This window comes from Kitasatospora sp. Xyl93, from assembly GCF_055383135.1.
Map to the genome: position 1 here is coordinate 6,784,306 of NZ_AP029185.1, position 20,575 is coordinate 6,804,880.

At 73.6% G+C, this 20,575-nt stretch carries 16 protein-coding genes; 9 read left to right on the top strand and 7 right to left on the bottom strand.

Features of this window, described 5'->3' with window-relative positions:
* Nucleotides 1-85 precede the first annotated feature (85 nt).
* The 6 genes from ACZ5GH_RS29500 to ACZ5GH_RS29525 all read left to right on the top strand — a co-directional run bounded on the left by ACZ5GH_RS29500 (nt 86) and on the right by ACZ5GH_RS29525 (nt 7,615).
* Entirely contained in the window at nt 86-1,546 is a 1,461-nt protein-coding gene (locus ACZ5GH_RS29500; protein ID WP_387756758.1) for a catalase, read from the top strand.
* Between the two features lie 311 nt (nt 1,547-1,857).
* Nucleotides 1,858-2,637, top strand: coding sequence for an IclR family transcriptional regulator (locus ACZ5GH_RS29505; protein WP_464335788.1), 780 nt, complete (start codon nt 1,858-1,860; stop codon nt 2,635-2,637).
* Nucleotides 2,638-2,891: 254 nt separating this feature from the next.
* Complete coding sequence (locus ACZ5GH_RS29510) at nt 2,892-3,806, top strand: metal-dependent hydrolase (RefSeq protein WP_387756756.1); 915 nt, start codon at nt 2,892-2,894, stop codon at nt 3,804-3,806.
* A gap of 41 nt (nt 3,807-3,847) precedes the next feature.
* Nucleotides 3,848-4,936, top strand: coding sequence for a PDR/VanB family oxidoreductase (locus ACZ5GH_RS29515; RefSeq protein ID WP_464335789.1), 1,089 nt, complete (start codon nt 3,848-3,850; stop codon nt 4,934-4,936).
* A 13-nt stretch (nt 4,937-4,949) separates the two neighbouring features.
* Nucleotides 4,950-5,858, top strand: coding sequence for a M24 family metallopeptidase (locus ACZ5GH_RS29520; protein WP_464335790.1), 909 nt, complete (start codon nt 4,950-4,952; stop codon nt 5,856-5,858).
* Between the two features lie 8 nt (nt 5,859-5,866).
* On the top strand, nt 5,867-7,615 hold the full coding sequence (locus ACZ5GH_RS29525) for an SDR family oxidoreductase (RefSeq protein ID WP_464335791.1): 1,749 nt from the start codon (nt 5,867-5,869) through the stop codon (nt 7,613-7,615).
* A gap of 174 nt (nt 7,616-7,789) precedes the next feature.
* Here the strand turns inward: ACZ5GH_RS29525 and ACZ5GH_RS29530 are convergent, their stop codons facing one another.
* The 6 genes from ACZ5GH_RS29530 to ACZ5GH_RS29555 all read right to left on the bottom strand — a co-directional run bounded on the left by ACZ5GH_RS29530 (nt 7,790) and on the right by ACZ5GH_RS29555 (nt 15,015).
* Entirely contained in the window at nt 7,790-8,083 is a 294-nt protein-coding gene (locus ACZ5GH_RS29530) for a hypothetical protein (RefSeq protein ID WP_464335792.1), read from the bottom strand.
* Nucleotides 8,084-8,182: 99 nt separating this feature from the next.
* Nucleotides 8,183-9,379, bottom strand: a complete 1,197-nt coding sequence (locus tag ACZ5GH_RS29535) for an XdhC family protein (protein ID WP_464335793.1) — start codon at nt 9,377-9,379, stop codon at nt 8,183-8,185.
* Between the two features lie 94 nt (nt 9,380-9,473).
* Nucleotides 9,474-11,003, bottom strand: coding sequence for an NCS2 family permease (locus tag ACZ5GH_RS29540; RefSeq protein WP_464335794.1), 1,530 nt, complete (start codon nt 11,001-11,003; stop codon nt 9,474-9,476).
* A gap of 258 nt (nt 11,004-11,261) precedes the next feature.
* Nucleotides 11,262-13,646 (bottom strand): xanthine dehydrogenase subunit D, encoded by a 2,385-nt coding sequence (pucD, locus tag ACZ5GH_RS29545; protein ID WP_387756749.1) that lies wholly within the window; start codon nt 13,644-13,646, stop codon nt 11,262-11,264.
* A complete protein-coding gene (locus ACZ5GH_RS29550) occupies nt 13,643-14,131 on the bottom strand; it encodes a (2Fe-2S)-binding protein (protein WP_387756748.1) in 489 nt (162 codons plus the stop codon). The genes pucD and ACZ5GH_RS29550 overlap by 4 nt, the downstream gene beginning before the upstream one ends.
* On the bottom strand, nt 14,128-15,015 hold the full coding sequence (locus ACZ5GH_RS29555; RefSeq protein WP_464335795.1) for an FAD binding domain-containing protein: 888 nt from the start codon (nt 15,013-15,015) through the stop codon (nt 14,128-14,130). Before ACZ5GH_RS29555 ends, ACZ5GH_RS29550 begins: the two co-directional genes overlap by 4 nt.
* Before the next feature lie 302 nt (nt 15,016-15,317).
* Here ACZ5GH_RS29555 and ACZ5GH_RS29560 point away from each other — a divergent pair, with 302 nt between their 5' ends.
* The gene (locus ACZ5GH_RS29560) at nt 15,318-16,976 is read left to right on the top strand and encodes a PucR family transcriptional regulator (RefSeq protein ID WP_387756746.1); all 1,659 of its coding nucleotides are present in this window, start codon (nt 15,318-15,320) and stop codon (nt 16,974-16,976) included.
* An 83-nt stretch (nt 16,977-17,059) separates the two neighbouring features.
* Here the strand turns inward: ACZ5GH_RS29560 and ACZ5GH_RS29565 are convergent, their stop codons facing one another.
* A complete protein-coding gene (locus ACZ5GH_RS29565) occupies nt 17,060-18,139 on the bottom strand; it encodes an alpha/beta hydrolase (RefSeq protein WP_387756745.1) in 1,080 nt (359 codons plus the stop codon).
* Nucleotides 18,140-18,501: 362 nt separating this feature from the next.
* Here ACZ5GH_RS29565 and ACZ5GH_RS29570 point away from each other — a divergent pair, with 362 nt between their 5' ends.
* A complete protein-coding gene (locus ACZ5GH_RS29570; protein ID WP_464335796.1) occupies nt 18,502-19,521 on the top strand; it encodes a substrate-binding domain-containing protein in 1,020 nt (339 codons plus the stop codon).
* Nucleotides 19,518-20,564, top strand: a complete 1,047-nt coding sequence (locus ACZ5GH_RS29575) for an ABC transporter permease (RefSeq protein WP_387756743.1) — start codon at nt 19,518-19,520, stop codon at nt 20,562-20,564. Before ACZ5GH_RS29570 ends, ACZ5GH_RS29575 begins: the two co-directional genes overlap by 4 nt.
* Nucleotides 20,565-20,575 lie beyond the last annotated feature (11 nt).

Here is a 20,575-nt window from a genome sequence, read left to right on the forward strand (position 1 = left end):
GACGGGCGGCGCTGTCCGGAGAACTGATGATCCGTCAGCTGGCCCAGCCGGGCCATGACCCTTATCGACACCCGAAGGACCTTCCATGCCCAAGACCCTGACCACGGAGTCCGGCGCCCCGGTCGCCGACAACCAGAACTCGGCCTCGGCCGGTGAGCACGGCCCGCTGCTGATCCAGGACCAGCACCTGCTGGAGAAGCTGGCCCGGTTCAACCGCGAGCGCGTCCCGGAGCGCGTCGTGCACGCCCGCGGCTCCGGCGCGTACGGCTACTTCGAGGTCACCGACGAGGTCGCGCGGTACACCCGGGCGGGCTTCCTCTCCGAGGTCGGCAAGCGCACCGAGGTCTTCCTGCGCTTCTCCACCGTGGCCGGCAACCTCGGTGCCAACGACGCGGTGCGCGACCCGCGCGGCTTCGCGGTGAAGTTCTACACCGAGGAGGGCAACTACGACCTCGTCGGCAACAACACGCCGGTGTTCTTCATCAAGGACCCGATCAAGTTCCCCGACTTCATCCACTCGCAGAAGCGCGACCCGTACACCGGTGTGCAGGAGGCGGACAACGTCTGGGACTTCTGGGCCCACTCGCCGGCGTCGACCCACCAGATCACCTGGCTGTTCGGCGACCGCGGCATCCCGGCGTCGTACCGCCACATGAACGGCTACGGCTCGCACACCTACCAGTGGGTCAACGCCGACGGTGACGCCTACTGGGTGAAGTACCACTTCAAGACCAACCAGGGCATCCGCTGCCTGGACGCCGGCCAGGCAGCCGAGGTGGTCGGCGGCGACGCCGACTCGCACCAGCGGGACCTCCACCAGGCCATCGAGCGCGGGGTCTTCCCGTCCTGGACCCTCCACGTGCAGCTGATGCCGGTCGCCGAGGCCGCGGACTACCGCTTCAACCCCTTCGACGTCACCAAGGTGTGGCCGCACGCCGACTACCCGCTGGTCAGGGTAGGCCGCCTGGTGCTCAACCGGAACCCGGAGAACGTCTTCGCCGAGGTCGAGCAGGCCGCTTTCTCGCCGAACAACTTCGTGCCGGGCATCGGCCCGTCCCCGGACAGGATGCTCCAGGGCCGGCTGTTCGCCTACGCGGACGCCCAGCGCTACCGCCTCGGCGTCAACCACACCCGGCTGCCGGTGAACGCCCCGCGCGCCACCGAGGCCGACAACTACGGCCGGGACGGCCTGATGGCCGTCAACAGCGCCGGTCGCGGCAGGAACTACGAGCCCAACTCGTACGACGGCCCGGCCCAGACCGGCGAGGCGCTGGCCGCGCCGGTCCGGGTGGGGGGCCACACCGGCACCCACCCCACCCCGGCGCACTCCAAGGACGACGACTTCTTCCAGGCCGGCGAGCTGTACCGGCTGATGTCGGCCGACGAGCGGACCCGGCTGATCGGCAACATCGCGGGCTCCCTGGCCCAGGTCTCGCGCGACGACGTGGTGGAGCGGAACCTCGCCCACTTCCACGCGGCGGACGAGGAGTACGGCGCCAGGCTGGCCGCCGCCGTCACCAAGCTGCGGGAGGGCGACGAGGGCTGACCCGGCCCGCCCCGACCGACCCGCCGCCCGCACCCCGTCCCCGTCCCCGCCCGCACCCCGTCCCCGCCCGCACCCCGCCCCCGATCGCACCGCCACTCCCACCGCCGCCCGGCCCGCGCCCGGCGGCCGTGGGACGGGCCTCTTCCCCTCCGGGCGGCGGGGCGGGGCCCGGGGTGTCCGCCCAGGTCGGCCGGGGGGTCAGCACGGATTGTCCACGGATATGTACGGACGGCAGCCGCCGGAGCCGCCGGGTGGATAGGCTGGTGGCGTGCCCGCGGTCGCTCCGTGGGGGGACATCGGAAGGGGACGACATGTCGACACCAGCCCCGGGTCGTCACGCCGCGCTTGACCAGGGTCCGACGGGCCCGTTCACCTCCCTCCAACACGCTCTCAGACTGCTGGAGGCGGTCGACCGCCACCCCGACGGCACCACCCTGGTGGCCCTCGCCCGGGAGACCTCGCTCGGGCTGCCCACCGTGCGCCGGCTCGCCGAGATCCTGGAGGTCGAGGGCTATCTCCAGTGTCAGGACGGCGGTTGGCTGCTGGGCGGCACCTTCGCGCTGCTCGGCCAGCACAACCGGGAGCAGCTGGTGAAGGCCCGGCTCAACCGCAAACTCGCGGAACTCCGCGACGAGTTGGGGGCGGCGGTGTACTTCGGCCGGTACCACGACGGCGAGTTGTCGGTGGAGGCGGTCTCGGCCGCCGACTACGCGCCGGCCGTGCAGGAGTGGGTCGACTTCCGGGCCACCGCGCACGCCAGCGCGATCGGCAAGTGCCTGCTCGGCCAGCTGGACGCGGACGCCCGGCGCGACCACCTCTCCCGGCACCCGGTCGCCCGGCTCACCTCCCGCACCGTCACCGACGCCGACCAGCTGATGCACCGGCTGGAGCGGCAGCCCGCCACGGTGCCGGTGCTGGACATCCAGGAGTACGCGCTGGGGACGGTGTGCGCGGCGGTGCCGATCACGGCGGGCAACACCGTCGGCTGCCTGGCCACCTCGATGCCGGCGGACAACATCCACAGGCTGAAGGCCGCCGCCGAGCTGCTGGCGGCCCGCGCGGCACCGCTGATGCTGGCGATGGCGGTCTGAGCGCCGCCCGGCCGGAGGGCCCCGTCGGACGCGTGCCGTCCGCCGGGGCCCTCGGGCTTTCCCCGCGGCCCGAACGCGTGTTCAGGGGCGGTGTCCGCCCGGCCGCGGCGGTGGTCCGCCCGGTCGGGGCCCGGCGTCCGGCAGTTATTAGACTCGATGTCGATAAGACCCGCCCGAAACCCTTGTCCCCACGGCTACCCGCGAGTACGTTTCCCTGGAGCCGAGCCGCCGCCCCCAGGTCAGGAGGGCCTGCCATGCCCCGTTCCACCCCCGTCCCCGCCCTCGCCGCCCCCGCCGCGCGCGTGCACGACAGCCTCGTCCTGGAACCCCGGGACGTCCGCTTCGACTGGTCCCGGCTGCCGCTGCACTGGATCCCGGACGAGCCGATGGCCACCCACGTCATCAACGTGCTGCACCTGCTGCTGCCCGAGGGGGAGCGGTGGTTCGTCAAGGTGTTCAAGGAGGCGCTGCCGCTGATCCGGGACGACCAACTGCGCGAGGAGGTCCTCGGGTTCATCGGGCAGGAGGCCATCCACGCCGAGGCGCACCAGGAGGTCCTGGACCACCTGCTCGGCCAGGGGCTCGACCCGCGGCCGTACGTCCGGCAGATCGCCTGGCTGTTCCAGCGCGTGCTCGGCGACAAGCCGGGGCTGACGCCGGCCCGGCAGCGGGAGAACGTCATCGAGCGGGTCGCCTTCATCGCGGCGATCGAGCACTTCACCGCCTTCCTCGGCAACTGGGCGCTCAACTCCCCGGGCCTGGACCGGGCCAAGGCCGACCCGACGATGCTGGACCTGCTGCGCTGGCACGGCGCGGAGGAGGTCGAGCACCGCAGCGTCGCCTACGACCTGATGGTCCACCTGGACCCGGGCTACCTGCGCCGGGTGCGCGGCATGGTGGTCTCCGGGCCGCTGCTGGTCCACCTCTGGGTGCGCGGCGCCCGCTTCCTGCTCGCCGCCGACCCCACCCTGGAGGGGCGGCTCAAGCCCACCTGGCGGGAGGCGGGGCGGATCGCCAGGCGCGGACTGCTGCCGGACCCGGTCAAGTCGGTCCGCTCCGGGCTGCGCTACCTGCGGCCGGGCTACCACCCGACCCAGGAGGGCTCGTCCAGCCAGGCGCTGGGCTACCTCGCCACCTCCCCGGCCGCCCGCGCGGCCGCCGGGCGCTGAGCCCGGTCCTCCTCCCTCCCCACCCCCAAGGACGCCGCCGGATGGACCTGCTCACCCCGCCCCCCGACCTCTACGGCCGCCCCCGCGCCGACGGCTTCATGCGCCGGCTCACCGCCTTCGGCGACCGCTACTCCCCGGCCCTCGGCGGCCCGCTGCTGCGCCGCAACCCCCGCCGCCCGCTCAGCCGCCCCACCCCGCCGCTCCAGCTGGTCGTCGCCGGGCGCCGCGAACTGGCCGCCGACGTCGTCGAACTGCGCCTGGCCGACCCCTCCGGCGGCCCGCTGCCCGGCTGGCAGCCCGGCGCCCACCTGCGCCTCGTCCTGCCCTCCGGCCGGGACCGCCACTACTCCCTCAGCGGCGACCCGGCCGACCGCGCCGCCTACCGCATCGCCGTCCGGCGGCTGCCCGAGGGCGGCGGCGGGTCCGTCGAGGTCCACGACGCCCTGCACCCCGGCACCCGGCTCACCGCCCGCCGCCCGCGCAACGGCTTCGCCTTCTGTGCCGAGCCCGCCGTCCTCCTGCTGGCCGGCGGCATCGGCATCACCCCGCTGCTCCCGATGGCCCGCGAGGCCCAGCGGCACGGCCTGGACTGGCGCCTGGTGCACGTCGGCCGCAGTGCCGACACCCTCCCGTACACCGACGAGCTGCGCGCCCTCGACCCGCACCGGGTGGTGCTGCGCACCGACGACGAGCACGGCGGCGTCCCCACCGGCGCCGAACTGCTCGCCCACGCCCCGCGCGGCGCCGCCGTCTACTGCTGCGGTCCGGCCCCGATGCTCACCGCCGTGCAGCGGGCCCTGGACGACTCCCCGGCCGCCTCCCTGCACTTCGAGCGCTTCGGCGCCGCCCCGGTGACCGACGGCGAGCCGTTCGCCGTCCGCCTCGGCACCGACGGTCCGACCCTGGACGTCCCCGCCGACCGCTCCGCCCTGGACGTGCTGCGCGAGGCCCGCCCGGACCTCCCGTACTCCTGCCACCAGGGCTTCTGCGGCACCTGCGAGGTCCGGGTGCTGGCCGGGCCGCCCGACCACCGGGACCGCCGCCTCACCCCCGAGCAGCGTGCCGCCGGCGCCCTGCTGCCCTGCGTCTCCCGGGCCGCCGAGGGCGAGACCCTCGTGCTCGACCTCTAGAAGGAGTCCTGCCATGGCGAAAGCGACCCCCGCCTTCCGCTACACCGAGCGCGACCTCACCCGCTTCCGCGAGACCCAGCAGCTCGCCTACCACTGCGCCGAACAGGTCGCCGCCTGGATCGAACCCGGGGTCACCGAACGGCAGGCCACCGCCGAGCTGCGCCGCCGCCTGGTCGCCGCCGGGGTGCAGGACTTCTTCCACGTCCCCTTCGCCTGGTTCGGCGACCGGACGGCGTTCCGGCACTTCCACACCCCGCTCCAGTTCTTCGCCGGCAACCGGCGCCTGGAGGAGGGCATGCCGTACGTGCTGGACTGCGCGCCGGTGGTGGACGGCTACACCGCCGACATCGGCTACGGCGGCAAGGTCGGCGAGAACCGCGTCTGGGACCGCCTGGCCGCCGACCTGCGGGTCTACCGCGAGCTGATCCTCGACGAGGTGCGGGCCCGCAAGCCGCTCGCCGAGGTGTACGCGGCGGTGGACGCCCAGATCGCCGCGCACGGCTACGACAACCGGCACCAGGTCTACCCGGGCCGGGTGATCGGCCACCAGGTCACCCGGAACACCGCGCGCGGCCCGGCCGGGGTGAACGTCTTCGGCTTCGGCGTGCGCACCCTCCAGACGCTCGGCCGCGAGCTCGTATCCGAGCGGCTGCACGGCCGTTCGCCGCTCTGGGCGGACGGCCGGGCGTCCCGGCACGCGCCCACCCCGGGCCTGTGGGCGGTCGAGCCGCACATCGGCTTCCGGGGCGTGGGCATCAAGTTCGAGGAGCTGCTGGTGGTCACCGAGGACGACGCCTACTGGCTCGACGACGATCTGCCGCACGTCCGCCGCTGGACCGGCGCCACCGAGCAGACCGTCACCGCCCCGACCGCCGCCGAGCCGACCGCCGCCGCGCCGACCACCCTGGAGGCCACCCGATGACACGCCCGATGACGAGCCGGCCCGAGCCCCCGGCGGCGCCCCCGGTCCGCCGCCGGACCGTCCACTCCGGTGGCCTGCCGCTCGCCGTCTTCGAGCAGGGCGACCCGGCCGCCCCCACCGTCCTCCTCGTGCACGGCTACCCCGACTCCCACGTCGTCTGGGACGACATCGCCGCCGACCTCGCCCGCGACCACCACGTGGTCCGCTACGACGTGCGCGGCGCCGGCGAGTCCGCCGCCCCCGCCGACCGGTCCGGCTACCGCCTGGAGCACCTCGCCGAGGACCTGTCCGCCGTCGCCGACGCGGTCAGCCCGGACCGCCCGGTGCACCTGGTCGCCCACGACTGGGGCTCGATCCAGTCCTGGGAGGCCGTCACCGCCCCCGGCGCCGAACGCCGGATCGCCTCGTACACCACCCTGTCCGGCCCCAGCCTGGACCACATGGGCTACTGGCTGCGCCACCGGCTGCGCCGCCCCACCCCGCGCCACCTCGGGCAGCTGCTGCACCAGGGCCTGCACTCCTGGTACATCACCGCCTTCCACCTGCCCTACCTCGCCCCCGGCATCTGGCGCCTCGGCCTCGCCCGGGCCTGGCCGCGGGTGCTGCGCGACCTGGAGCGCGTCAGCCCGCGCGCCGACCACCCGCAGCCCACGCTGCGCCGCGACGCGGTCCGCGGCATCGAGCTGTACCGGGCCAACTTCCGTCCCACCATGGGCAGTCCGCGCGAGCGGCCGACGGCGGTGCCGGTCCAGCTGATCACCCTCACCCGGGACCGGTACGTCGGCACCTACCTCTCCGAGGGGTTGGAGCGCTGGGTGCCCGACCTGACCCGCAGGACGCTGCACGCCGGCCACTGGTCGGCGCTGCTGGAGAAGGGAGCCACCGTGGCCGGAATGGTCCGCGAGTTCACCGCCCGCGTCGACGCGGGTCAGGCCCGGCCGGCGGAGGGCGACGGCCGGCTGGTCGTGGTCACCGGCGGCGGCAGCGGCATCGGCCGGGCCACCGCGCTGGCCTTCGCCGAGGACGGCGCCCGGGTGGTGGTCTGCGACCTCGACCTCGCGGCCGCCGAGCGCACCGCCGAACTCGCCTCGCTGATCGGCCCGGAGGCCCACGCCTACCGGGTGGACGTCTCGGACGGCGCCGCGATGGACGACTTCGCGCGGACCGTCGCCGCCGAGCACGGGGTGCCCGACGTGATGGTCAACAACGCGGGCGTCGGCCACTCCGGGACGTTCCTGCAGACCACCGAGAAGGAGTGGCAGCGGGTCCTGGACGTCAACCTGTGGGGCGTGATCCACGGCTGCCGCGCCTTCGGCGCCCTGATGGCCGACCGCGGCCAGGGCGGCCACATCGTCAACGTCTCCTCCGCCGCCGCGTACCTGCCGTCCAAGGCGCTCACCGCCTACGCCACCAGCAAGGCCGCGGTGTTCATGCTCTCCGACTGCCTGCGCGCCGAGTTCGTCGGCCACGGCATCGGGGTCTCCACCATCTGCCCCGGCATCGTCAACACCAACATCACCCGCACCTCCACCTTCTCCGCCACCACGTCCACCGAGCAGGCCGCCAAGCAGGCCCGCGCCGCGAAGCTCTACGCCCGCCGCGGCTTCCCGCCGGAGAAGGTCGCGAGCGCCATCCTCACCGCCGTCCGCACCGGCAGGCCCGTCGTCCCCGTCACCCCCGAGGCCAAGGCCGCCCGACTCCTCTCCCGCCTCAGCCCCGGCCTGCTGCGCCTCGCCGCCCGCCTCAACGTCACCTGACCGGGGCCGCGGACGGGGCGCGCCCCGGGCGGCCGCAGGGGGCCGCCCGGGGCGGTGAGCGCATCGAGGCCCGTGGAGACGACAACCGCCCGGCGGCCGATGGACCGGATGACCGGCGCGGTTTTTTGTGGCGGGATTCGGCGTGAGGCCGGCGCCGGGCGACCGGCCGGGGGCTCAGGAACCCAACCGCCCCAGGCCTTCCAGCAGTTCGTCGGCGTTCATGCAGATGTGCAGGTCGACCTTGGCGTTCGCCTGCAACCAGAACGGCTCGACGATGGACGGCAGCGAGGCCTCGTCCTGGACGTCGACGACGACGATCATGGTGCGATGCCCGTTGCGCGCCAGGAAGTAGGCGGCCTCCGGTTGGAGTTGGGCCAGCGACTGCTTGATGCCTTCGGCCATCGACCCGTCGTTGATGGCCTGGTTACCCGTCGGGGTGTCGAGTTCGATTTCCAGCAGGGCGCGCATGATCCCCGCTCCTTCCCCGGGCTCGGGGCGAGTCCGCAACTCCAGCCTCCCGCCGCGATGGTGATCACGCAACGTGAGTGGCGCCGGAGCCGTTTCGGCTCAGGCCGCGTGGGTACTGGCAGTCGGTCCGCCGGCCGCGTCACCCTCCGTCGCCGTTCGCGACGCGTCGTGGTGGATCGGCCCGTGCGAGGCGCTCAGCGGCAGGCAGCTGCCGCCGCGGCGGTGGGCGACGATCTCGGCGGCGACCGACACCGCCGTCTCCTCCGGGGTGCGGGAGCCGAGGTCCAGGCCGATCGGGGAGCGCAGCCGGGCCAGTTCGGCCTCGGTGAGCCCCGCCTCGCGCAGCCGGGCCGCGCGGTCCCGGTGGGTGCGGCGCGAGCCCATCGCGCCGACGTAGCCGACCGGCAGCCGCAGGGCGCGCTCCAGCAGCGGGATGTCGAACTTGGCGTCGTGGGTGAGCACGCACAGCACGGTGCGCCCGTCGATCCGGTCGAGCTGGGAGTCCAGGTAGCGGTGCGGCCAGTCGACCACCACCTCGTCGGCCTCGGGGAAGCGGCGGGCGGTGGCGAAGACCGGCCGGGCGTCGCAGACGGTCACGTGGTAGCCGAGGAACCTGCCGATCCGCACCACCGCGGCCGCGAAGTCGATCGCCCCGAACACCAGCATCCGGGGCGCCGGCACGTACGACTCGACGAAGCAGGTGACGGTGCCCCGCCCGTGCCGGTCGCAGGGGCGTCCGTCCAGGCCGAGCACGATCCGGCCGGTGCGTCCGGCCTCCAGCATCGCCCGGGCCTGCGCGACGAGCGCCCGTTCCAGCCCGCCGACCGTGGAGGGCGTCGGGGAGAGCGAGCCGTCGACCCCGTCGGCGGTGACCGCCAGCGCGGCCCCGAGCAGCCCGCCCGGCCCGGCGATCACCCGTACCAGCGCCACCGGCGTGCCGGCCGCGAGGTGGGCGATCCCGGCGTCCAGCCCGGCGTCGGCCCCCGGCACCACCGGCTGGACGAACACGTCCAGGACTCCGCCGCAGGTCAGGCCCACCGCGAAGGCGTCCTCGTCGCTGTAGCCGAAGCGCTCCAGCACCGGCCGGCCGTCGGCGATCGCCGCCTGGCACAGCTCGTACACCGCGCCCTCGACGCACCCGCCGGAGACGCTGCCGACCGCCTCGCCGTCCGCGTCCACGGCCAGCGCCGCCCCGGGGTCGCGCGGTGCGCTGCCGCAGACGCCGACCACGGTGGCCACGGCGAAGGAGCGCCCGGACGCGTGCCAGGCCCGCAGCTGCTCGGCGATGTCCTGCATGGGGAGGCTCCTTACACGGTTTCGACAGTAGCGGGAGACGCCGCCGTACGGGAAACGATCCCGTACGGCGGCGGTGGCGCTCGGTTACGGGGCGCTAGTGCACGCCCAGCCAGGACCTGACCGGGCCGATCGCGAAGTACACCAGGAACACCGCGGTGAGGATCCACATCAGCGGCCCGGGTTCGCGCCGACGCCCCACCCCGGCCTTGATCACCGTGTACGAGACGACGCCGGCCGCCACGCCCGCGGTGATGCTGTAGGTGAACGGCATCAGCACGCAGGTGAGGAAGGCGGGGACGGCCACCTCGCGGTCGGACCAGTCGACGTGCCGCGCCTGGCCCATCATCATCGAGCCGATCACGACCAGGGCGGCCGAGGCCACCTCGACCGGGACGATCCCGGCGATCGGCGAGAAGAACAGCATCAGCGCGAACAGGGCGCCGGTGACGGTGGAGGCGAGCCCGGTGCGGGCGCCGTCGCCGACACCGGTGGCGGACTCCACGAAGACGGTCTGCCCGGAGGCACCCGCCAGGCCGCCGACCGCGCCGCCGGCGCCGTCGACGAACAGCGCCCTGGACAGCCCGGGCATCCGGCCCCGGCGGTCGGCCAGTCCGGCCTCGGTGCCGACGCCGATGATGGTGGCCATCGCGTCGAAGAAGCCGGCCAGCACCAGGGTGAACACCGCCACCGAGGCGCTGATCGCGCCCATGCCGTGGCCGCCGAAGGCGCCGAACAGGTCGACGTGGCCGAACAGGCTGAAGTCGGGGGCGGAGACCGGGCTGCCGGGCCAGACCGGTACCGAGTTCCGCCAGGCCCCGGCCGGCACGTGGGCGACCCGGTTGACGACCATCGCGAGCACGGTGCCGCCGGCGACGCCGATCAGGATCGCGCCGCGGACGCCGCGCGCCATCAGCACGAAGACCGCCAGCAGGGTGACGCAGAAGACCAGCACCGGCCAGCCGGTCAGCTCCCCGGCCGGGCCGAGCGAGAGCGGGGTGGGGCCGCCGGTGTGCAGGAAGCCGGACTTCTGCAGGCCGATCACCGTGACGAACAGGCCGATGCCGATGGTGATCGCGTGCTTGAGCGGCAGCGGGATGCCGTTCATGATCCGCTCGCGCAGCCCGGAGACCACCAGCAGCACGATCAGCAGGCCGTAGATCACGCACAGGCCCATGGCCTGCGCCCAGGTGGTGTGCGGGACGACCAGCGCGGAGACCGCTCCGGAGACGGAGAGCCCGGCGGCGAGGGCGAGCGGCACGTTGCCGACCAGGCCCATCAGGACGGTGGTGACGGCGGCGGCCAGCGCGGTGGCGGTGGTCAGCGCGGCGTGGTCCAGCTTCGCGCCGGTGGCGTCCGCACCGCCCAGGATGAGCGGGTTGAGCAGGATGATGTACGCCATCGCCATGAAGGTGGTGAGCCCACCGCGCAGTTCGTTGGCGACGGTCGATCCCCGGGCCGAGATCCGGAAGTAGGCGTCCAGGACGCCGGCGGGCCTGTCCCCGTCGGGCCGGTCGGCGGCGGGGTTCTCCCCGGCGGGGCCGTCCCCGTCGGGCTGGTCGGGGGCGGGGCTGTCGTCAGCGGGTCTGTCTTCGGTGGGGCCGGGCTCCGTGGGGATCCTGGGCATGTCCACTCCCAAGTGTCAAAGGGGGTTGGGGTGGGCGAGCCGACCTGGCCGCCGGTCGACGGAGCGGCGCAGGGGGACGTATCGACTCACTGGGCGGGGCACTCGCGCGACGGGGCGACGGGAGTGCCCGGCGGGCGGGCGAGGCGGTGCGCACCGCTGCGACCCCGGCGTGGGCCGGGCAGCGGGTGGGTGGGGGCGCCCCGGGGCGGTGCGGCGGCGGGAAGGCGGCCACCGCCCCGGGGAGCCGAACTCCGGCTGTCAGCCGGGCTGTTCGGTGGTCAGGTGCTCCGGCCGGACCGGGATCCGGTTGAGCGCCAGCCCGGTGGCGGCGCGGATGGCGGCCACGATGGACGGCGTCGCCGAGACGGTCGGCGCCTCGCCGACTCCGCGCAGCCCGTACGGCGCGTTGGGGTCGGGCAGTTCGAGCAGCTCGACCGGGATCGGCGGGGTGTCCAGGATGGTGGGGATCAGGTAGTCGGTGAAGGAGGCGTTGCGCACCTCGCCGTCCCGCACGATGATCTCCTCCATCACCGCGAGGCCCAGCGCCTGGGTGCAGGCGCCCTGGATCTGGCCGACCACGGAGAGCGGGTTGAGCGCCTTGCCGACGTCCTGGACGGCGGTCAGTTCGACCACCTTGACCAGCCCCAGCTCCACGTCCACGTCCACCACCGCGCGGTTGGCGCAGAAGGTGTACTGGACGTGGCCGAAGCCCTGGCCGGTCTCCTTGTCGAAGGGCCGGGTGGGCCGGTGGTGGTGCTCCCGGGTCTGCTCGATCGCCTCGTCGCCGAGCAGGTCGACGATGGGGACCAGCACGCCGGCCGCGGCCGAGACCACCTTGCCGCCGGCCAGCGCCAGGTCGTCGTGGGTCCAGCCGTAGCGCCGCCGGCCCCTGTCGAGCAGCTCCCGGCGCACCGCCTCGGCGGCCAGCTTCACAGCGCCGCCGGTCATGTACGTCTGGCGCGAGGCGGAGGTCGAACCGGCCGACCCCACCTCGGTGTTGGCCGGGTGGATGGTGACCTGCTCGACGCCCAGCTCGGTGCGGGCGATCTGGGCGTGCACGGTGACGCCGCCCTGGCCGACCTCGGCCGCCGCGGTGTGCACCATGGCGACCGGCTCGCCGCCGATCGCCTCCAGCCGCACCCGGGCGGTGGAGTAGTCGTCGAAGCCCTCGGAGAAGCCGACGTTCTTGATGCCGACCGAGTAGCCGACGCCGCGCACGATCCCCTCGCCGTGCGAGGTGTTGGACAGCGCGCCGGGCAGTCGGCGCAGGTCCGGCCGCTCGGTGTCCAGCGGCGGCGGCAGCGGCGCCTCCTTGGCCCGCCGGAGCAGTTCGGCCACCGGCGCGGGCGCGTCGATCTCCTGCCCGGTGGGCATCCGGTCGCCCTGCCGGACGGCGTTGAGCTGCCGCAACTCGACCGGGTCCATGCCCAGTTCGGCGGCCAGCTTGTCCATCTGGGACTCGTAGCCGAACGCGGCCTGCACGGCGCCGAAGCCGCGCATCGCCCCGCAGGAGGGGTTGTTGCTGTACAGCGCGAGGGCGTGCATCCGGACGTTCGGGATCACGTACGGGCCGTGCCCGAGCGAGGCCGCGTTGCCGACCACGGCGGGGGAGGAGGAGGCGTACGCGCCGCCGTCCAGCACGATCCGGGCATCGGCGTAGACCAGCTTCCCGTCCCGGGTGGCGCCGTGCTCGTAGTGCATCCGCGCCGGGTGGCGGTGCACATGGCCGAAGAAGGACTCGTCCCGGGAGTAGACGATCTTGACCGGCTTGCCGGTGCGCAGGGCCAGCAGGCAGGCGTGGATCTGCATCGAGAGGTCCTCGCGGCCGCCGAACGCGCCGCCGACGCCGGCCAGGGTGAGCCGGACCTTCTCCTCCGGCAGGCCGAGCACCGGCGCCATCTGCTGCCGGTCGACGTGCAGCCACTGGGTGGCGATGTAGAGGTCGATGCCGCCGTCCTCGGCGGGCACCGCGAGGCCGGACTCCGGGCCGAGGAAGGCCTGGTCCTGCATGCCGACCTCGTAGTCGCCGCTGACCACCACGTCCGCCAGCGCCCGTACCTCGTCGGTGACGCCGCGTCCGGAGACCAGCCGCTGCTCGTGGCAGATGTTGCCGTGCGCGTGGGACTTGTACTCGTGCGGCTCGTGCACGTACCCGTACGTCTCCGGGTCGAGGCACTGCTCCTCGGTGACGATCGGGGTGAGCACCTCGTACTCCACCGCGATCTTCCGCACCGCCCGGCGGGCCGTCTCCGGGTGGTCGGCGGCGACCAGTGCGATCGCCTCGCCCTGGTGCCGGACCCTGTCGATGGCCAGGGCCGGCTGGTCCTGGATCTCCAGGCCGTAGTACTTGGAGCCGGGGATGTCCTCGTGCGTCAGCACCGCGTACACCCCGGGCACCGTGAGCGCCTCGGAGACGTCCACCGAGAGGATGTTCGCCCGGGCGTGCGGCGAGCGCAGCGCCGTGCCCCAGAGCATGTCCTCGTGCCACAGGTCGGAGGAGTAGGCGAACTCGCCCCGGACCTTCAGGTTGCCGTCCGGGCGCAGCGGCGAGCCGCCGATGCCGTCCTTGGAGGCCTGGTGGATCTTCTGGAGGTTCTTCTGCCCCCGGACGGTCCGGGCGTCCTGGATCGCTCGCTCGCTCATCCCGCGGCCTCCGTCCCCGCGCACTTGCGGGCCGAGGCCAGCCGCACCGCGTCCATGATCTTCTCGTAGCCGGTGCAGCGGCACAGGTTGCCGGACAGCGCCTCACGGATGTCGTCGTCGCTCGGCTGCGGGTCGTCGGCCAGCAGCGCGTCGGTCTGCACCAGCAGGCCGGGGGTGCAGAAGCCGCACTGGACGGCGCCCGCGTCGACGAACGCCTGCTGGACCAGGCCCAGTTCGCCGTCCGGCGCGCCCAGGCCCTCGACCGTGCGCACCTCGCGGTCCTGCACCTGGCCGGCCGCGACCAGGCAGGAGCAGACCGGGACGCCGTCCAGGTAGACCGTGCAGGAGCCGCACTCTCCCTGCTCGCAGGCGTTCTTCGAGCCCGGCAGGCCGACCCGCTCGCGCAGCACGTACAGCAGGCTCTCGCCCTCCCACACGTCGTCGGCCTCGACCGGCTTGCCGTTGGCGGTGAAAGTGACCCTCATGCCGCGCTCCTGATCTGCTTGCCGTAGTCGTTCCAGGTCCAGGTGAGGGTGCGGCGGGCCATCACGGCGAGCGCGTGCCGGCGGTAGTCGGCGGTGCCCCGGACGTCGTCGATCGGCGAGGCCGCGGCCTTCACCAGCTCGCCGAAGCGCCGGACCACCTCGGTGCCCAGCGGTTCCCCGGTCTCCCACAGGCCGCGTTCGGCGAGCACGCCCCGGAGGTACTCCTCGGCCTCGACGGCGCGGCGCGGCGTGGGGGCGGCCGAACCGATGCCGGTGCCGACGGTCCCGTTCCGCGGGTGCAGCGCGAAGCCGAACGCGCAGACCGCGATCACCATGGCGTTGCGGGTGCCGATCTTCGAGAACTGCTGCGGGCCGTCCGCCACCGGGACGCGCACGGCCCGGATCAGCTCGTCGGCCGCCAGGCAGTTGCGCTTCACCCCGGTGTAGAAGTCGTCGATCGGGATCAGCCGGGTGCCGCGCACCGAAGCCGCCTCGACGAACACGTCCCGCCCGGCCGCCAGCAGCGCCGGGTGCGAGTCGCCGGCCGGGGAGGCCGCGCCGAGGTTGCCGCCGACGCTGCCGCGGTTGCGGATCTGCGGCGATCCGACGGTCCGGGCCGCCAGCGCCAGCCCGGGCAGCGGACCGGACAGCTCCGCGATGATCCGGGCGTACGGGACCGCGGCGCCGAGCCGCACCACGCCGCCGTCGTCGGAGCACGCGGTGAGTTCGGTGACGCGGTTCAGGTCGAGGATCGCGGATGGCCGGTGCACGTCGAAGTTCAGCTCGACCATGACGTCCGTGCCGCCCGAAAGGGGCAGCGCGGTCGGGTACTCGGCCTTCGCCGCGAGCGCCTCGTCCCAGGTGGCGGGCCGAAGGAACTCCATGCGGGTGTCTCCTCAAGTCGTCGCCCGCCGGGTGCCCGGCGGCGTGTCGCCCAGTGAACCGCTGTGACGCGGCCCACTGGCAGTCACCGATGGCATGAAGCCCCGGCTGTGAGCCCGCCCGGCATCCTGTACGTTCCTCTAAGGAGGAGAATCCCGCAGCCCAGGTGTTCGCCGGGGTGCCACCTACGACCGTAATCCGGCCCGGATGCGCGGGCCACGGACTCGGAACGCCCGCCCGCTCGGCCAGGCCCTATCGTTTACCCCTTCATCCCTCCCCCCAAGCCCCGTTAAGGAGTCCGCGGATGCGCGTCCGTGACCTGCTCGCCCCCGGCGCCCCGCGACTGCGCCTGCTCGCGGCCGAGGAAGAGCTGGACCGGCAGGTCAGCGGCGTGATGACGACGGACCTCCAGGACCCGGGCCGCTACCTGCACGGCGGCGAGCTGGTGCTCACCGGCATGCTCTGGCGCACCGTCCCGGCCGACTCCGAGCGCTTCGTCCGCACCCTGGCGGCCGGCGGCGCGGTGGCCCTGGCGGCCGGCGAGGCCGAGGTCGGCCCGGTGCCCGAGGACCTGGTCGAGGCCTGCCGCCGGCACCGGATGCCGCTGCTCGCCGTCCCCGACGACATCGCCTTCGGCACCGTCACCGAGTTCATCGGCCGCCAGGTCTCCGCCGACCGCGCGGCCGACCTCGCCGCGCTGGTCGACCGGCACCGCCTGCTGGTCTCGGCGGCCGGCGGCGGGGGGCTGGACGCGGTGCTGGACCTGCTCGGCGGCGACCTCGACCTGGACTGCTGGGTGCTCGCCCCGACCGGCGCGGTGATCGCCGGCCCCGCCGACCGGCTCTCCGCCCAGGACCGCGACCAGCTGGTCCGCGCCCACCTCGCCGCCCAGCGCCAGCGCCGCCGCCCCCCGCACCGGGCCCGGCTGGCGGCCGGCACCTACTCGCTGCTGCCCGCCCCGGCGCCGGCCCCCGCCTCGGTCTCCGCGTCCGCCTCCGCCTCCGCCGAGCCCGCCTCCGCCGAGCCCGACGCCCCGCAGTCCGACTGCCCGCTGGCCGACTGGGTGCTCGCGGTGGCCGGCGACGTCACCGAGTGGACCACCAAGCGCCAGCAGCTGGCCGAGAACCTGGCCCGGCTGGTCGCCGCCGAGCGCCACCGCCGCGACGAGGGCCGCCGACTGCGCCGCCGGCTCGCCGACGAGGTGCTCGCCCTGCTGCGCCACGACGCCGACCCGGCCGAGATCGGCCGCACCCTGTACGCGTCCTCGGCGATGGCCGCCCGCTACGCGGGCTCCGAGCCCGGGTCCCGGGCGGAGGAGGGCTCCTGGCTGGTGCTCAGCGCCGAGGGCACCGGCCTGCCGGAGGGCACCGTACGGGCGGTGCTGGAGGAGGCCCTCGGCGGCACTTCCGACCGTGCCCTGGTCGCCGGGACGGGCACCGGCGCCGTCGTGGTGCTGCCCGCCCCGGAGGTCCCGGTGCCCGCCGACACGCTGCGCGAACTGCTCGCCCCGCTGGAGGCCGGACTCGGCCCGGAGGGCCGGATCACCCTCGGCGTCTCCGCCCCCGCGTCCGGGGCCGGCGGCCTGCGGGGCGCCCTGGAGGAGGCCCGGCACGCCCGCCGGATCGCGGCCTCGCGGGTCGGCCGGGTCTGCGTCGCGGGCCCCGAGGAGCTCGCCTCGCACGTGCTGCTGCTGGCCGCCGTCCCGGACGAGGTGCGCCGCGCCTTCCGCGGCCGGCTGCTGGACAAGGTGATCGCGTACGACCTGGAGCACCAGGCGGACCTGGTCCGCACCCTGGAGGCCTTCCTGCGCTCGGACGGCTCCTGGACCCGCTGCGCCGGGCAGCTGCACGTCCACGTGAACACCCTGCGGTACCGGATCGGCCGGATCGAGGAACTGACCGGGCGTGACCTCTCCCGGCTGGAGGACCGGGTGGACTTCTACCTGGCGCTGGAGCTGGCCTGACGCCGCGCCCGGACAGCCGGAAGGGCCCGCCGCGACCGTGGTCGCGGCGGGCCCTTCCGGTACGGCTCGCTCCTGCGCGCCGCCTACTGCACCGGGATGACCGAGGTCAGCCACTGGAAGGCGGTCGGGACCATCCTCTTCCACTGCTCGGTGGTGTGCGGCCCGGAGCCCTCCTCGACCTGGACGGTGGTCGGGGCCTTGGCCGCGGCGCGGATCGCCTCGCCGTCCTCGTAGCCGTCCCCCTTGGAACCGCTGACCAGCAGGGCGACCTTCGGCGGCTGCGCGGCGGTCTTCAGGATGTTGACCGGGTTGTTGGCCTCGCGCAGCTTGGCGTCCTTGCCGACCAGGGAGTCCGGCTCCTGCGCCGGGTCGTTGTAGCCGGACATCGCGATGGCGGCCCGGTACCGGTTGGGGTGGGCCAGCGACAGCTTGGCCGCGCAGTGCGCGCCGGCCGAGTAGCCGGCGATCGCCCAGCGGTCCGCGGACGGGTCGGCGCGGAAGTTGTCCAGCACCATCTGCGGGACGTCGCGGGTGACCCAGGCGTCGGCGTTGATCTTGCCGGGGATGTCGGTGCAGCCCGCGTCCTGGTTGTTCAGCAGCTTGGTGCGGGGCGAGACCAGGATGAACGGGGCGACCTTGCCCTGCTGCATCAGCGGCTTGAGCTGCTCGGAGACCTTGAGGGTGCCGTACCAGGTGGAGGAGGAGCCGGGGTAGCCCGGGATCAGCTCGACCACGGGGAACTTCTTGTCCTTGAACGCCGGGTCGTTGTACTGCGGCGGCAGCCAGACCAGCACCTCGCCGTCGACGCCGGACACCTGGCCCTTGAGCTCGGTCCGCTGCACGTCGTTCGGGACGAGCGGGTCGTTCACGCCGCCGAAGCTCTGCTTGATCTTCGGCGGCTCCTTGGCGGCGTCGGCGCTCGGGGCCCCCGGGGTGGCCGCCGGGTCCACCGGCGCCACCACGGGCACCGCGCGGACGTGGTTGCCGGTGCCGAGCAGGTCGTCCCAGTTGCCGTAGATCAGGTTGGCGTTGTTGACCATGACGAAGACCATCAGGACGGCCGTGACCTGGCAGAACATGATCATGACGATCCGGGTGAGGTAGCGCACCGGCCGCGGACCGCCGACCTTGCCCCAGAACAGCAACGCCACTGTGATGGACACCGGCACCAGGATGACGGTGAGGAGGAGGAATGGCGTACCTGTCAGTTCCATCGAGTTCTCGTATCCGGGTCGCACGCCGCCCGGGCCCCACTCGCCCGAACGCACGTCAATGGCATCAGACGGTGATGGACCGGTGATCGGTTGCCGTCCGAATCTGTGCGGAACCTGAGAGGAACATCACTTTCCCGTGATGCGCCCCATTCGGATCGGCGCCTAGTCTGCCACCCGGACGGATGCCGTCCGGACCAGATGTTCAGCGAACTACCAGGAAAGGTCCCCCGGGGCACCTTACCTGGTAGGGCGCCCGGGCCGCCGGGCGAGGCGGTGCGATACCGCGCGACCCGGGCAGGGAGACTATGGGGATGAGCATCACCCGCTTTCGCCCGGCCCACCGCTTCTGGCCGGTGTGCGCAGTCCTGGCACTCGCCGTCACCGCGGCCGGTTGCAGCAGTACCGGAGGCAGACGCGCCGAGGAGGCCCACGCCAAGGCCGCGGCCACCGGCGGCAGCGCCGTCACCACCCCGCGCTGGAAGGTCGCCATGGTGACCCACGCCGGAGCCGGCGACGCCTTCTGGGACACCGTGCGCAAGGGCGCCGAGCAGGCCGCCGCCAAGGACAACATCACGTTCCTCTACTCCAACGACGCGCAGACCCAGAACCAGGTCCAGCTCGTCCAGGCCGCCATCGACCAGAAGGTCGACGGCCTGCTGGTCACCCTCGCCAAGGGCGACGCCATGGCCGACGTCCTCGGCAAGGCCAAGGCCGCCGGCATCCCCGTGATCACCATCAACTCCGGCCAGGAGTACTCGCAGAAGTTCGGCGCGCTCACCCACATCGGCCAGGACGAGGCCACCGCCGGCCGGGCGGCCGGTGCCGAGCTGGCCTCGCGCGGGCGCAAGAGCGTGCTCTGCGTGATCCACGAGCAGGGCAACGTCGGCCAGGAGCAGCGCTGCTCCGGTGCCCAGTCCAAGGCCGGGGGCGCCTTCCAGGTGCTCTACGTCAACGGCGTCGACATGCCCGACGCCCGCGCCGCGATCTCCGCCAAGCTCCAGGCCGACCCGGCCATCGACACCGTGCTCACGCTCTCCGGCCCGATGGCCGCCACCGGCCTCCAGGCCGTCCAGGACGCCCACCGCGGCATCGAGCTGGACACCTTCGACCTGGGCACGCAGGTGGTGTCCGGGCTCAGGTCCGGCAGCGTCGGCTTCGCCGTCGACCAGCAGCCCTACCTCCAGGGCTACACGGGCGTCGACCTGGTCTGGCTGTACAAGTACAACCTGAACATGCTCGGTGGCGGCAAGCCCGTCGAGACCGGTCCGCAAATCCTGACCAAGGACAACGCCGACGCGCTCGCCGAGTACGTCGCGAGGGGGACCAGGTGAGCACCCCCGACCTCCTCGCCCAGGACGGCCTGGTCGACGGCCGCCCGGCGGCCCTGCGGCGGTTCCTCGCCCGTCCCGAGCTGGGCTCGCTGATCGCCGCCGTCGCGGTCTTCCTGGTCTTCGCCGCCGTCGCCGAGCCCTTCCTGCGGGTCTCCTCGCTGGGCACCGTGCTGTACGCGGCCTCCACCATCGGGATCATGGCGGTGCCGGTCTCGCTGCTGATGATCGGCGGCGAGTTCGACCTCTCGGCCGGCGTGCTGGTCACCACCGCCGCGCTGACCTCCTCGATGGTCTCCTACCAGTTCACCGCGGTGACCTGGGTCGGCGTGCTGGTCTCGCTGGCGACCACGCTGGCCGTCGGCTGGTTCAACGGGTGGATGCTCGGCCGCACCAGGCTGCCCAGCTTCATCGTCACGCTCGGCACCTTCCTGATGCTGACCGGCGCCAACCTGGGCGTCACCAAGGCGATCTCCGGCACCGTCTCCACCAAGTCGATCGCCGACATGGAGGGCTTCGCCGCCTGCCGCTGGCTGTTCGCCTCCGAGGTGACCGTCGGCGGGCTGACGGTCAAGGCCACCGTCTGGTGGTGGCTCGGCCTGCTCGTCGTCGGCAGCTGGGTGCTGCTGCGCACCCGCTTCGGCAACTGGATCTTCGCGGTCGGCGGCGACGCGGACGCGGCCCGCGCGGTCGGCGTGCCGGTCCGCCGGACGAAGACCGTGCTCTACCTGGGCGTCGGCTTCGGCGCCTGGGTGCTCGGCCAGCACCTGCTGTTCTCCTTCGACACCGTGCAGTCCGGCGAGGGCGTCGGCAACGAGCTGATCTACATCGTCGCGGCCGTCATCGGCGGCTGCCTGATCACCGGCGGCTACGGCTCGGTGGTCGGCTCCGCGCTCGGCGCGCTGATCTTCGGCATGGCCAGCAAGGGCATCATCTACGCCCAGTGGAACCCGGACTGGTTCAAGTTCTTCCTCGGCGCGATGCTGCTGCTGGCCGCGCTGCTGAACGCCTACGTCAAGCGCCGGGCCGAGCGGGGGCCGCGATGAGCACGGACGCG

What these genes read in the sequence shown, in the direction of transcription:
- ACZ5GH_RS29525 (WP_464335791.1), top strand. Translation starts at nt 5,867, where the DNA reads ATGACGAGCCGGCCCGAGCCCCCGGCGGCGCCCCCGGTCCGCCGCCGG.
- ACZ5GH_RS29540 (WP_464335794.1), bottom strand. Translation starts at nt 11,003, where the DNA reads ATGCCCAGGATCCCCACGGAGCCCGGCCCCACCGAAGACAGACCCGCT.
- ACZ5GH_RS29570 (WP_464335796.1), top strand. Translation starts at nt 18,502, where the DNA reads ATGAGCATCACCCGCTTTCGCCCGGCCCACCGCTTCTGGCCGGTGTGC.
- ACZ5GH_RS29505 (WP_464335788.1), top strand. Translation starts at nt 1,858, where the DNA reads ATGTCGACACCAGCCCCGGGTCGTCACGCCGCGCTTGACCAGGGTCCG.
- ACZ5GH_RS29530 (WP_464335792.1), bottom strand. Translation starts at nt 8,083, where the DNA reads ATGCGCGCCCTGCTGGAAATCGAACTCGACACCCCGACGGGTAACCAG.
- ACZ5GH_RS29510 (WP_387756756.1), top strand. Translation starts at nt 2,892, where the DNA reads ATGCCCCGTTCCACCCCCGTCCCCGCCCTCGCCGCCCCCGCCGCGCGC.
- ACZ5GH_RS29520 (WP_464335790.1), top strand. Translation starts at nt 4,950, where the DNA reads ATGGCGAAAGCGACCCCCGCCTTCCGCTACACCGAGCGCGACCTCACC.
- pucD (WP_387756749.1), bottom strand. Translation starts at nt 13,646, where the DNA reads ATGAGCGAGCGAGCGATCCAGGACGCCCGGACCGTCCGGGGGCAGAAG.
- ACZ5GH_RS29515 (WP_464335789.1), top strand. Translation starts at nt 3,848, where the DNA reads ATGGACCTGCTCACCCCGCCCCCCGACCTCTACGGCCGCCCCCGCGCC.
- ACZ5GH_RS29555 (WP_464335795.1), bottom strand. Translation starts at nt 15,015, where the DNA reads ATGGAGTTCCTTCGGCCCGCCACCTGGGACGAGGCGCTCGCGGCGAAG.
- ACZ5GH_RS29500 (WP_387756758.1), top strand. Translation starts at nt 86, where the DNA reads ATGCCCAAGACCCTGACCACGGAGTCCGGCGCCCCGGTCGCCGACAAC.
- ACZ5GH_RS29535 (WP_464335793.1), bottom strand. Translation starts at nt 9,379, where the DNA reads ATGCAGGACATCGCCGAGCAGCTGCGGGCCTGGCACGCGTCCGGGCGC.
- ACZ5GH_RS29550 (WP_387756748.1), bottom strand. Translation starts at nt 14,131, where the DNA reads ATGAGGGTCACTTTCACCGCCAACGGCAAGCCGGTCGAGGCCGACGAC.
- ACZ5GH_RS29560 (WP_387756746.1), top strand. Translation starts at nt 15,318, where the DNA reads ATGCGCGTCCGTGACCTGCTCGCCCCCGGCGCCCCGCGACTGCGCCTG.